Source organism: Halorubrum marinum (genome assembly GCF_048381195.1).
Taxonomy (GTDB): domain Archaea; phylum Halobacteriota; class Halobacteria; order Halobacteriales; family Haloferacaceae; genus Halorubrum.
In genome coordinates, this window is record NZ_JBLWMM010000007.1 from 293,550 (window position 1) to 306,469 (window position 12,920).

Here is a 12,920-nt window from a genome sequence, read left to right on the forward strand (position 1 = left end):
GTGCCATTACTACGACCCAAACGACGATGGTCTACGATGAACCGCTCGCACGGGCGCGGTCTGTCTCGTGCGGGCATCGCCATCGATACCCATGGATGAACCATCTCGAATGACGACGAAAGCGCTCGCAGCCCTCGGAACGCTCTGTCTCCTGCTGGCAACCGGGATTCTACTTTGGATGCCACCGGCTCGGGGATACGAGATATCGATATACGACACGTTCCCGAGCTACTTTTGGGCGTTGCTGATCGGCGTGATCTGTCTCGGGCAACTCACGGTGCTGTCGAGCGCCGTCGGTCACGAAACGGACGACGGCTGGATCGGCGGCGTGGGGCTCATGGCGGCGGGGAGTGCGATCCTCGTGCTTCTCCCGTCGATCCGCGGGTATCCGGTATACGGGCGCGCGGACGTGCTGACGCACATCGGACTGATCCACGACTTGGAGACCGTCGGTATCGCCGAGAACATCTATCCCCCTGCACACATCTTGACGCAGGCGATAGCCGGTGCGACCGGGCGAGGGACGACAGACGTTATCAACCTCATGCCGATGATCTTCACGGTGCTCTTTTTCGGTGCGGCCGCGCTCGTCGTGATTCAGCTGTTCGATCGCCGACAGGCGCTGTTCTGTCTTCCAGTGATGCTGTTACCGATCATGGGGTCAAGCTTCCTGATGGTCATCCCGTTCCTGATGAGCGTTATGCTCGTTCCGCTCGTCCTCTTTTTGTTCCTCAAAGAGCAACGAACGCAGTCCGTAGCGATCCGGCTGCTACTTATACTGTCGATCGTGGGTGTCATCGTGTACCACCCGTTGACGGCGATGTTCTTCCTCGTGCCTGCCGTGCTGTACAGCGTGATCGGTCGGACCTCGATCCCGTCCGCCGACTGGTCGCTGATCCCGAACGTGACCTCGCTGACGATCGTGGTTTTCAGCGCGTGGTACATGCAGCACGCGGGGATCATCATTCGGTTTCGAAACATCGCGAACGACTTCATCGGCGGGTCGGAGAGTCAATCCGAGCTTGATGCGACCGTCGATACCGTTTCGACAACTGGGCCTGACCTCACCGACCTCCTCCAGATCGCGGTTCTGCAACGCGGTCCCGACGTCCTGATCTTCGGGTTTGCGGCGGTGTTCCTCGCGATTGTCGCGTTGGCCTGGTTCCGCTACGGGGATAAGCCGGACGCGTTCCGGCTCCTGTTTTTGACGACTGCAATGGCGTTCGGGGGCGTCGCAACGGTGTTCCTGACGACGAATTTGATCGCGGGGTACGGACGGCCGCTGTTGTTCGGGAAGGTGTTCGCGGTGTTGTTCGTCGGCGCCCTCTTTCACATGTTTTGGGCGGGCACACAGAGCCACGGCGGTCGTCTGGCGGTCCTCGGGACGTTCGCGATCGTGTTGTTCGTACTGGTGAATCTGATGGTGTTCAGCATGTTCACGTCGCCGCTGGTATTCGACCGTAACCACCAGGTGACGGAGATGGAGATCGAGGGATCGGAGTGGTTGTTCGAGGAACGGAACGAGGATCTCCTCATCGAAGAGCGAGGAATTCGACAGTACAGATACTACCACCTCCACTACGGGACGATCGACAACGATCCGACGATTCGGTGGGGAGGAGCGTCACCACCAGCGCATTTCAACTATACCGAACACGACACGTTGGGACAGAGCTACGACGACGATCGCTACCTGATCCTCACCGAACTGGCCCGAATCGAGTATCAAGAGCGGTTCCCTGACTACCAAGAGCAGTGGAAGTTCACTCCAGAGGATTTCGAGCGGGTCGAAACCGATCAGTCACTCCACCGCGTGTACGATAACGGCGAGTTCAACGTCTATCGGATACAGGCGGGGAGGTGAGACCGGCGTCCGTTTCGAACGCTGTTATCAGGTCCCCGCGCCGACATCGCCCGTGTCAGGGACCGAGACAGCGAGTCGGTCGACGACGTCTTCGAACTGCTCGGGATCGTCACCGTTGAAGTAGTTCGCGATGTCGAGGCCGTCCGTATCGAGCGTGAGCGCCCCGAGCGGGTTCCCATAGGAGATGTACGTGTGTATCGTCGACGGTTGCGAGCTCCCGTACCGGAGCCCCACACTGTTGAATCCCTCGTACGAGAGGACGAACTCCGCGTCCAGCGACGCGTTATCCCGCACGGCGATGTGTGCTGACGTTTCACCGGTGCTATTGTTCCCGCGGGCGATGATCGTTCCAACCTGATAGTCCGTGTCGAACCCGAATCGAAACGCTCGACCACCGTTTCCCTCTGAGATGACGTCGTCGAACTCGACCTGGGCGCGCTGTCCAGTCTCAGTCGGTGACGTCGGCCGGTTGTAGCCCAGAAGCTCGTTGTCCTTGAACCGGCATCGTCGGTAGACGGTCTCGACCACCTCCTCCGTCGTCTTCGTTCCTTGCTGATTGTGCTCGGAGACGAACTGCTCAACGAGGATCCGTCCGCCGGAGCAGTCGATTCCGTACAGCCCGTTCTCGGCGGCGTACGATCGTTTCACCTCTATGGGCGGATCCATCCGCCTGTTGTCGCCCCACGCGTCGATCCCGAAGCCGTGGAGCCCGCTGTTCAGGGCAGTACATCGATCGAGGACGCAGCCGCCGTACGTCACGCGGAACCCCGTCTGATTCGCATCCCGTGACCAGATGTCACGGAGCGTGATGTCTGCGTCCACGGTGTCGTCGTCGGCTCCGTGAATGGAAACGTTCCACCCTCCCTCACCGTCCGGTTGAGTTTGCTCAGAGCGGTTCCCGTCTACCGTGAAATTCTCGAACAGGAGCCCCGTTATCCCCGGCCCGATCCGCACGTTGAGCGGTGCGTGGTTACTTTCGTGGCCGCCGTCCATCAGGAGCACGCTCTCTTCGCCTGCACCCCGAATGGTGAGGTCGTCCGGGTGGGTTCCTCCCGCTACCGTGATAGCTGTCGCCTCGTGGTGCGTTCGGTCATCGGCGGCGACGAGCATCGTTCCCTCGGGTAACGCGACGGTGTCTCCCTGATCCGCAGCTGCCAGCGCCTCTCGGAGCGCCTCGGTGTCGTCGTGGACGCCGTCGGCTTGGACCCCGAAGTCGGTAACGTCGATCACTGTCGTACTGTCGGAGGGAGCTTCGTCGTCTGCTGCGGAGGAATCGTCGTCGTCGTCGATCAGGCTGGAACACCCTGCGAGACCCCCGATCGAAATCGTGGTCGCACCGAGGAGTTCCCGTCGCGTAAGCATTGATTATCTCCTCGCGGTCGTTGGGCTTAGTTAGTGGCCGGTTTGTCGGTCAGGCGTGGCGGCGTCGCTCCGCGATGGACGACCCCCTCGCTGTCATGGTTTTCGGCGGAGACACGCTACGGTCGGTCGAAGTCGCTGCTCTGCCCGATGGCCGGTACATTCTCAGACTGGAACGATGTATGTCTCGCGAAGACGCGGACAGGGATCTCGGGTACGTCGAGTATCTTCGCGATCGCGAGACGGTGGCGACCGTTAAAGTTGAAAAACAGCTCTCCGTCGCGTCCGACGTTGATATCGATCTCGTAGTGTTCCGGGCACGGGAACGTACTCCCTGAAAGCGGCACGTCGCGTTCGGTCGCGAGCTCGCGTTGCGTCTTGTACCCTTCCGTTCGAATGCGTTCGTACAGTTCATCGACCGCCGTGAGGCGATCGTCCATCATCTCCGTGGTGGCGTACTGCCCCACCGTGTGCTGATTCGACCGAATCCAGCGATACCACTCCGTATCCTCCCACGGGACACCGTCGAGGAAATGCGCGCGCATCGACCGATACAGTTCGTGGTCCGTGAACGAGGCGATCACCGGCGGATCGAACGCTCGCGTGTACCAGACCTCGTCGTGCCGCTCGCGCCGATCCCAATCGCCGCCAACGACGTGGGACCCATACGGAGAGAGGTCCAGCTGTCCCATCAGTGACGGTAGCGTGCAGCGGTCGATCCGAGCGGGGTCGACCCAGACGACCTGGTACGGACGAGGGGCGTTACTCCCCCACCTCAGCCGGTACTTGTAGTGGCGCCCCTTCGCCAACAGGACCTCACCGATAGATTTCGACGCGACGAACGGCTTCTTCCATGCAGGCATCGTCTCAGTCGTACACCGACCGCTTTCCGCCGGTGTGAGGAGCGCTCGGACCGCCGATCGGTTCCGAGTGTTCGACCGTCGAACCGCGGTACTCCCGGGTCATTGTACAGACGCCCTTCCCGCCGAGGCATAGTTATGCAAGTCGTAACCCCCACACGTTTATCCAAGTCGTAACCCTCACACGTCGCGGTACACGTCGACGAGCGCCGCCGCCGCAGATTCCCAATCCTGTCTGCGTGCGTGTTCGAGGTTCGAGCGCCCGATCGACGCGAGATCGGGGTGGTCGTACGCCTCTTGAAGAGCGGTTTTGAGCGCATCGGAGGCGTTCGGGTCGTAAACGAACGGGTTCGACGTCGGCAGTGTCGCCGGAAGACAGCCGATCGCCGGGGCGACGATCGGTTTGCCGTACGACAGTCCGAGGTACGCCGATCCCGAGTTGAGTATGTCTCGGTACGGCAGAACGAACACGTCACAGGCGTTCATGTAGTACTGGACCCGATCTTCCGGGACGAAGGCGAACACCGTCTCCACGTTCCCCGTTGCATCAGCTTGCGCCTTCAGCCGCGCGCGTAACCGTTCGTTATGGGGATTTCCGACGATCCAGAGCTCAGCGTCGTCCGCGTCGAGCCGGCCGAACGCATCGATGAGCTCCGGGAGGCCCTTGTACTCTCTCACCAGTCCGAAGAACAGGTAGACGAAGGTGTCCTCGGGGATAGCGAGCTCGTCTCTCGCCTCGTCAGTACCGATGTCGTTCTCGTACGCGGAGACGTAGCTCCCGTCCGGGACGACATCGAATCGGTCCGGTGACGGAACGCGATACAGCGAGGCGAGGTCGTCGCCCGCCGCGCTGCACTTGACGGTCACGGCGTCGGCCGTCAGAAACAGCAGTTCGTTCACCGCGCGCTCGAGCCGCGGGTACTTCCCCTCGTGATGTCGTTTGTTGTGGACCGTCCACACCACGCCGATCGGATGCAGTGCGACCAGGAGGAGGTCCAGCAAGAACGTGAGAGTTCGCAGGACGGTGAGCGCCGCATCAACCGGTTGGTACCCGGCCTCGCTCGTGACGTAGTACTCGTACAGCCAGTCGAGGTGGAGCAGGTCCGCCTCGGGGTACCGGAACGCGGTCCGTATGAGCGGGAGAAACACCGGTATATCCGGCGCCTCGACAGTGACCCCCTGTTCCGCGAGCGCCGACGTGAGCAGTTGCATGTACGGGTTCTCCGGATACCGCTCCGCGCTCATCACGACTGCCGTGATGTCCGAGCTGTCGCTCATCCGCTCACCCGCCGACGGACGGTTCTCGTCCGCTGTGCTTCCGGTCGCATCCGACGGGCGACTCGCGCGGCGGTATCGTCGACTCCCCTACGGTGTTCGGTTGGCACTGGTGAGCGTGGCGGTGCTATCCGGTTAAGTATGCTCGAATTACTGAGGCGGACGCGTCCGAGACCCCCGCTGTGATCCCACGCAGTGCCCGTTCACCGACTCATCGCGTGCGCAGTCGCGTTCACGGTATCTCGGTGGTATCCTCGGACTGATCGTCGCGGACCTCCCGACTCGACCCTCGCCACGGGGCTCGATCGAACGCGTCGAACGAGATATTCTCAGAATAACGAGCCGATAATAGTGTGTGACTAGAGACTGTTATCGAATGCAGACATTCTGTGTATATTGGTTATAATACGGTACATTATCTCACAGATGAACATTAAATACCGGTGTCCTTATCACTGTTAACTAAATATTAACAGCTGCGATGGCACGCAAGCTGGCACACACGGACGACGACAGTTCGTCCAACAGCGACACGGGAACCAATAACGGTGACAAAGGCACGAGCCTTACCCGCCGGAAGTACGTCACGGTCGGCGCCGCAGCGACTGCAGCCCTCGTCACGGGCAGCGGATCGATCACCGCCTCATCGACGGGGGAGGAAGCCGCGTCGTACTGGACCGACTTCAGCGAGGCGGAGTTATGAGCGTGTTAAACGTCCGCGACTACGGCGCACGCGGCGACGGCCGCGCCGACGATACGGACGCGATCCAGTCCGCGATCGACGACGCGAGCGACGGTGACACGGTCTACCTCCCCGAGCCGGACGAGCACTACGCGGTTTCGAAGGGCCGCGCTCAGCCAATCATTACGATCAGCGGTGACAACGCCAATCCGCTGACGGTGAGAGGCGACGGCAAGAACACCGTTATCAAGGTCGCAGACGATTCGGACGGCGACTGGGGGATCGTTCGGATCACCGACCCGGAGGGATTCGACTGCGAGGTACGCGACCTCGTCTTCGACGGGAACCGGCGGTACCAAGACGAGGGGACCGCGTTCCGATTCCGAGACACGAGTGCGAGTGACACCGGCGACATCCGCGTCGAGGACGTGGAACTTCGCAACTGTCCCGACAACGGCTGGAGTGTACAGTACGGCGGCGTGACGCTCAACCGGACCACGAGCCACAGCAACGGCGGCCACGGCGGCGGCGTCGCCACGAACCGCTCGGGACAGCACGACCCGCCGATGCGAATCACGAACTCCCACTTCTACAACAACGGGCTCGACCGCGCGGGCTACTACGAGTGGGACTTCAGCGGCGGCAAAGGCGTCATGACGGACTGCGTTCTCGAAGGGAACAACTCGAACGGGATGACCAAGACGTCGGTCAACGCGATCGAGTTCGCCTACCGTCGGGTCCGTATGCAGAACGACGACGGAGAGCTAATCTATCAGAACACCGGTGGGAGCGGCGCAAACGTCACCTTCGAAGACATCGTCTGTGACGGTCTCGGCGGCTACGTTCGACTGAGCAGCGGCAACAACTACACCTTCGAGGGCGACTTCATCTTGCGTTCCTGCGGTTCGAACAGGCGCCGAAACATCTACGCCACGGACGGCGCGTCTCTCAGCTCCGGCTCCGAGAGCGCGTTACACATCGTCGACACCGACGCGTCCTCGGAGCTCATGAGGTGGGATAGCTCGGATCGCGGCACGCTTGCCAGCCTCCAAGAGTCCGGTAACGGCGGGTCTGGAGGTATCACCAACAACGGTAACCTCTCGATCTCGGACGAGGGCAGCAGCGTCAAAACGGACCTCGATGTCGTTCCGACCGCCGGCGACGTCGGAGCGTGGACTGCCGGAGGCAGCGACAGCGACGGGGAAGAAGGGGAAGAGGAAGATGCGAACGAAACGGAGGACGACGAGACGGCGTCGGCGTTCGAGGAGTGGACGCCTCATTGGGACTCGACCGCGGACGACTGGGGAGTCGTCGCCGGTAGCGAGTTCACCGGCGGCCACGCGCTCCAGTTCGAGCACGGCGCGGGCGATATCGGTCGGCGGGCGATCTCGTGGGACGCGGTCGGAGCGCCCTCGGACGTCGAGGTTCTCGACCGGTTCCGCGTGCCCGCGTTCAACGACGACGAGACCCTCGGGTACCACGCCCGAACGCACCTGCGATCGTCGACCGAAAACGGCGTCGAGGTCGGCTACTGGACCGAACTTGAGGCCGAAGCCGACGGGTTCCGGCTGGCCAAGTACCGGTCCGACGGAGGCCTGACGACGATGGAGCGGTTCGGCACACCGGTCGAGAACGCGTTCGTCTACCGTCGGTTCCGCGCGGAGGGCGACGAGCTGAAAGTCAAGGTCTGGCCGGCTACCGAGCCGGAGCCGTCCAGCTGGGACGTCGAGACCACAGACACCGACTACGACGAAGGGTGGGTCGGCCTCGGCTCGTTCGACGCCGACGCCGTCGAGACCGACGTACTCAGTGTCGCCGTCGGCGGTGACACCGCACAGATCACTACCGAGCCCGCCGGTCCCGAAATCGCGTGGACCGCGCCCGCTGACGGCGCGACCGTCGACGGCGACGTCGGCGTCGCATTCGATGTCGAGGATGTCGACGCGAGCACCGCGACCGTGGAGTACCGCGCCGACGGCGGCGCGTGGACCGTCGCCGACTACGACGGGTCCGGGGCGTTCTCGGGCGGCATCGACACGACTGCGATCGCGGACGGCGAACGGTCGTTCGAGGCCCGCGTGACGGATACGGACGGCGAGACCGCCGGCGCCGTGATCGATGTCGTCGTCGACAACGGTCCCGTGGTCCGAACGCTCGACGCCGGTGACGTGACGGACGAGGAAGCGACACTGCGCGGAGAGCTGACTGACCTCCGCGGGAATGAGACGATACCCGTGCGGTTCGAGTGGCGGGCCACCGGCGACGACGCCTGGACTGTCGTCGGAGAGCGTACGCTTGATACGCCCAGCCGCTTCGAGCGTCGGGTGTCCGGCCTCGATCCCGAGACGGACTACGAATTCCGCGCCGTCGCTGACGGAGGGGACACCGTCTTCGGGACCACTCGACCTTTCGCGACGCTCGGTGCACCGGACGCATCGAGCGCCCCGTCCATCGACGCGTTCGACGTCACCGATCGCAGCGACGACACCTGGTCACGGTTCGCCGTCGAGTGGGCTGTGAGCGACGAGGAGCGTGACCTCAACACGGTCGTGACGACCCTCGAATACCAGGGGAACACCGTCGCCGCCGAGAGCACGAACGTACACGGAGACGAAGCCAGTCACACCCACACCGTCCGCGTCCGCGGCGACGTCGACCGCGTGCGCCTGTGGGTGAACGACACGTCGAACGAGACCGACGACGCGGCCCTCGAGGTCTGATCCGACTCGCAAAACGACTCTGCGCCGATCTTTTTTTATCGGTCGTTAACACTCATGCGCGGCCCGGGGCTCCGTCCGCAGACGATACGCGGCAGACAGCGCCGATGCCGTCGCAGTCGGCGAGTCACGCGGGGGATCCCGGCCGCCTGACAGCGACCGACCAGTGATCGCTCTCGGAGACTGGGCGGTTATTAATCAGCGATTAGTAACGTCGATCGTCGGCCATCGTACACCCATGAAATGGGTACGTCCTCTCGGCCGAGACGTGGGCCGGAAAACGCGTCACGCGCGGAGGCGTCGCTCGTGACCGCCGGTTCGAGCGTGCCGGAACGGATCCGCGCGATAGCCGACGCCGCGCGCACGCACGCTCCGCTCGCGGTGGAGACCGACGGAGACGAGCCGCATCTCACTGCGGCCGTCCGTTGGCTCCTCCGGAGCAACGACACCGTCGACGGGCGGGGATCCGCGGCGACGTACAACCTCCTGTTGGGCTGGGAGCCGCCGTACCCGGAGACGACGGGGTACATCATTCCGAGCCTGTACGCGTACGCCGACGGCGTCGGGTCCGGAAGCGACCTCGGAAAAACGGCGCACGAGCGTGCTTCGGTAATGGCGGACTGGCTCGAGACCGTGCAGTTGCCGTGCGGCGCGTTCCCCGGTGGCACCGGAGAGGACGGCGTCCTCAGCTACCATCACGGCGATCCCCGCGAGTACCGGGGCGGACCCGCGGGCTTCTGGGAGTACATGCACGGCGCGGACACGGCCGGGACGATCGTCCAGACGCTGACCGACGAGCTCGACGCCGGCATCGTCCAGTCGTACCGAGACGTCGACCTCAGTGGCTGTGAGACGTGGGGGGATATTCGTCGAGAACTGTACACCGGATCCGTCGAGCAGCTGGCCGAGGCGGTCGAACGGGTCCGTGACGAAGCGAACGAGCCGACGGTCATCGAGGATCTCGGACCGATGTACCACCCGCCCGACGCTCGCGAACTGCTGGCGTACGGTCGTACACGGTTCCGATGACCGACTGGGTAACGGCGCTGCGACGAGTTCCGTTTGTGCTGCCCGCAGCCCGGACCGTAGGGCGGCACCTCAACCACACCCTGCCGTCGCTCGTCGAGCGCGAGCGCGGATCGGCTCCGCCCGGCGCGGGGTTCGACCCTCGGGCGGCCACGACCGCGGCGAACCTCGGGCCGACCGCGGCGGGTCTCGGAGGGCTCCCCCTCGATCCGAAGCCGGCCCGAGGCGCCGTCAATCCGGTCGTAACCGCCGAGGACGTGACCGATTTCGGTGCCGTTGATTTCGTCGCCGACCCCTTCATGATCCCGGGGACCGATCGGTGGCATCTGTTCTTCGAGGTGTGCAACTACGCCCGCGATCCCGACGCGGCGATCGGCCACGCGACCAGCCGTGACGGTCTCACGTGGGAGTACGACCGGACCGTCTTGATCACCGGCGAGCACCTCTCGTTTCCCTACGTGTTCCAGTGGGAGGGAGACCGATACATGATCCCCGAAGAGGGCGGGGAAGACGGGAGGGCCGTCAGAATATATAAATCGGACCCGTTCCCCGCCGAGTGGGCTCCGTGTGCCACGCCGGTTTCGGCTGACCACCGAACGGACGACACCGTCGTGTTCCGTCATCGGGACCGATGGTGGCTGCTCGTCGGGGACAGCGACGTCGAGGGGTTCCGCCTGTACCACAGCGACGCGCTCGAAGCGGACTCGTGGACGCCCCACGATCGGAATCCGGTCGTCACCGGTCGCCCGGCGGCGTCTCGACCCGGTGGCCGACCGGTCGTCCACGACGACGGAGTCCTGCTGTTCTTCCAGGACTGCGAGCGTCAATACGGTCACCGCGTTCGCGCGTACGACGTGACCGAACTCGATTCGACGGCGTACACCGACCGGGAACATCCCGACTCGCCGGTGTTAGAGGGCACCGGGTCACACGTCGGCTGGAACGCCGGGCGGATGCATCACCTCGATCCGTGGTACGTCGACGGACGGTGGTTCTGTGCGGTCGACGGCAACATCAGCCATGCGGCGGTGTTTACCGGTCGTCACTGGTCGCTCGGGGCCTACGCCGCCGACGGAGTGCGGTGACGGTTCCCGTCGCCACGTTCGGAGACGAGCGCTGTCGGTGGGTTCGGTGAGGAACTATTCGTCCGCGAGCCGCCCGCGGAGCTGTGCGGCCATACCGCCCGCGTTCGCGAGAAACGGCATCGGGTCGTCGACGGAGAACAGGTCGAAGTGCGGATTCCGATACACTGACCCGAGGATCGACAGGAGTTCGCGCCCGAGGGGTGGCGGATCCCCGTAGCCGTCGCCGCGGATCACGTTGTACAGGTACGCCAACTCGCCGGTGAGCAGGTGCGAACCGACGCCCACGTCGTACTCGACGTCTTTGGGGTCGGGCCGCGTTCCGACCGCGAGATCGAAGTAGTGGCGCGGGAAGTCGACCCCGGCGTGGACCGGGAGCGCCAGCGACCCCCAGAACCGGGGGTTGATCTCCATGAGTCTGAACGAGCCGTCCCGTGCATCGCGGCGGAACTCCACCATCGCCGGACCGTGCCAGTCCAGCGCCGACAGCAGCGCGAGGCCGTGTTCGGTGAGCGTCGGTAGATCGACCGCCTCTCGATAGACGCTCGCGCCGCCGGTGTAGCTGAAGCTCCGCACGCGGCGGTGTTGGAACGTCGCCACCGGCTCGCCGCGGTCCATGAGTGCGAAGAAGCCGAACTCGCCGTCGTCCGGAACGTACTCCTGGACGACCGGAATGTGGCCCATCTCGTCGATGATCGACCGCACCGACGGGCGTTCGGACGCCGCGAGCACGCGGACGTCCGGTTCCTGTGCGACCGACGTCTCCTCGTCGACCACGATCGAGTAGCGCGGCTTCACGACCAGCGGATTGTCGTCATCTCGCCACTCGGTCAAGAGCCGCGTGTCCGGAACCGGAACGTCGAGATCTTCGGCGATCGAGAGCAGCGTCCGCCGGTCCTGTGCGGTGCGGAGCGTGTCCATCCCCGGCCACACCGGATTCAGGTGATCGACCATCTCTCGACGCCGAAGCGCGAGCGCGTACGCGTCCGCCTCGCGCAGCGGAAGGATCGTCCGCACGTCGTCTCTCCGTGCGAGATCGAGCAGCGCGTCCGCGTAGGCGGTGATCGACTCCTCGGGAGCGGGTACCTCGACCGTCTCCGAGCGGTACTTCGAGTGAAGCGACGGCGACGGCGCGCCGTCGGACGCGACGATGGGCGACACTCCCGATCGCGCCAGCGACCGGACCGCGACGGTGCTGCTGTGCGTGGTGATTCCGGGCACGACGGCGGCTCCGCGGTCCCCGGTCATCGCTCGCGCTCCAGCGCGTCCAAGAACCCGTCGGCACCCCGGATCACCTGCCCGTAAAGCGATCGATATCGATCGATACCCTCCCCGTACGGGTCGGTGATCTCGTAGCCGTCGTTCCCGAAGACGCCGAGAAACCGTGTTTTCTCTCCCTGATCGCCGAACCCCTGCCGGAGGTGGTGGTAGTTGAGCAGATCCATGACGAACACCACGTCGCTCGCTTCGATCAGGTCGGCCGTCACCGGCTTCGAGCGGTGGTCGGACAGGTCGACGCGCCACTCGTCCGCCACCTGTACGGCTTCGGACGGGCTTTTCCGTCCGGCAGTGGTTCGGAGACCGGCCGAATCGACCGATATTCCGTCGATCCCGCGCTCGGCCAGCCCGTTGCGGAGATACCGCTCTGCGAGGGGGCTTCGGCAGATGTTCCCGTAACACAAACAGAGGATGTTGGCGTCCGGTTCGAGGGCAGCGCTCGGTGGCGAATCGTTCAGTGCGGTCGGCGACGGCTGGAGGGAAAGCCGCAGTCGCTGGGTTTCTATCCCGGCCCGATTCCGCGCGTACGAGAGGTAAGGGCGTATCATAGTCGGAGCGTGCGACAGGGAGCCTGCCGCGGCGAATATCTGTGTAAACCGGCCCTGGAGGCTTTGTTATCGTGATGCTACCGATTTCATGACGGGGGGAGCGAGCGGAACGCGGGGGCGAGCGAGTCGGACGTGGAGGTGGGCGAGTCGGACGTGGAGGCGGGCGAGTCGGACGTGGAGGCGGGCGAGTCGGACGTGGAGGCGATCGCGTTTCGAGGGTCCGCCGAGA

General features: G+C 64.0%; 10 protein-coding genes. 5 read left to right on the forward strand and 5 right to left on the reverse strand.

The annotated features are described in order from the left end of the window. Window positions 1–91 precede the first annotated feature (91 nt). The gene (locus ACNSN4_RS15060; protein WP_418286661.1) at window positions 92–1,864 is read left to right on the forward strand and encodes a hypothetical protein; all 1,773 of its coding nucleotides are present in this window, start codon (window positions 92–94) and stop codon (window positions 1,862–1,864) included. A 27-nt stretch (window positions 1,865–1,891) separates the two neighbouring features. Here the strand turns inward: ACNSN4_RS15060 and ACNSN4_RS15065 are convergent, their stop codons facing one another. From ACNSN4_RS15065 to ACNSN4_RS15075, 3 genes are all read right to left on the reverse strand, one after another. Continuing rightward, window positions 1,892–3,226, reverse strand: a complete 1,335-nt coding sequence (locus ACNSN4_RS15065; protein ID WP_418286662.1) for a glycosyl hydrolase family 28-related protein — start codon at window positions 3,224–3,226, stop codon at window positions 1,892–1,894. 116 nt (window positions 3,227–3,342) lie between these two features. Further along, entirely contained in the window at window positions 3,343–4,086 is a 744-nt protein-coding gene (locus ACNSN4_RS15070) for a hypothetical protein (RefSeq protein ID WP_418286663.1), read from the reverse strand. A gap of 177 nt (window positions 4,087–4,263) precedes the next feature. Continuing rightward, window positions 4,264–5,361: a glycosyltransferase family 4 protein gene (locus ACNSN4_RS15075; protein WP_418286664.1), complete on the reverse strand. Its 1,098-nt coding sequence runs from the start codon at window positions 5,359–5,361 to the stop codon at window positions 4,264–4,266. Window positions 5,362–5,839: 478 nt separating this feature from the next. Between ACNSN4_RS15075 and ACNSN4_RS15080 the strand changes: the two genes are divergently transcribed. The 4 genes from ACNSN4_RS15080 to ACNSN4_RS15095 all read left to right on the forward strand — a co-directional run bounded on the left by ACNSN4_RS15080 (window position 5,840) and on the right by ACNSN4_RS15095 (window position 10,868). Next, window positions 5,840–6,061, forward strand: coding sequence for a hypothetical protein (locus ACNSN4_RS15080; protein ID WP_418286665.1), 222 nt, complete (start codon window positions 5,840–5,842; stop codon window positions 6,059–6,061). Then, window positions 6,058–8,760, forward strand: a complete 2,703-nt coding sequence (locus ACNSN4_RS15085) for a glycosyl hydrolase family 28-related protein (RefSeq protein ID WP_418286666.1) — start codon at window positions 6,058–6,060, stop codon at window positions 8,758–8,760. Before ACNSN4_RS15080 ends, ACNSN4_RS15085 begins: the two co-directional genes overlap by 4 nt. 303 nt (window positions 8,761–9,063) lie before the next feature. Beyond that, window positions 9,064–9,786, forward strand: a complete 723-nt coding sequence (locus ACNSN4_RS15090) for a formyl transferase (protein WP_418286667.1) — start codon at window positions 9,064–9,066, stop codon at window positions 9,784–9,786. Further along, window positions 9,783–10,868 carry a glucosamine inositolphosphorylceramide transferase family protein gene (locus ACNSN4_RS15095; RefSeq protein WP_418286668.1) on the forward strand — a complete coding sequence of 362 codons (1,086 nt, stop codon included), beginning with the start codon at window positions 9,783–9,785 and terminating at the stop codon, window positions 10,866–10,868. The genes ACNSN4_RS15090 and ACNSN4_RS15095 overlap by 4 nt, the downstream gene beginning before the upstream one ends. 54 nt (window positions 10,869–10,922) lie before the next feature. On the opposite strand, the gene ACNSN4_RS15100 is transcribed toward ACNSN4_RS15095, so the two are convergent. Continuing rightward, window positions 10,923–12,113: a carboxylate--amine ligase gene (locus ACNSN4_RS15100; protein WP_418286669.1), complete on the reverse strand. Its 1,191-nt coding sequence runs from the start codon at window positions 12,111–12,113 to the stop codon at window positions 10,923–10,925. Continuing rightward, window positions 12,110–12,691 (reverse strand): arsenate reductase/protein-tyrosine-phosphatase family protein, encoded by a 582-nt coding sequence (locus ACNSN4_RS15105; protein WP_418286670.1) that lies wholly within the window; start codon window positions 12,689–12,691, stop codon window positions 12,110–12,112. Before ACNSN4_RS15105 ends, ACNSN4_RS15100 begins: the two co-directional genes overlap by 4 nt. Window positions 12,692–12,920 lie beyond the last annotated feature (229 nt).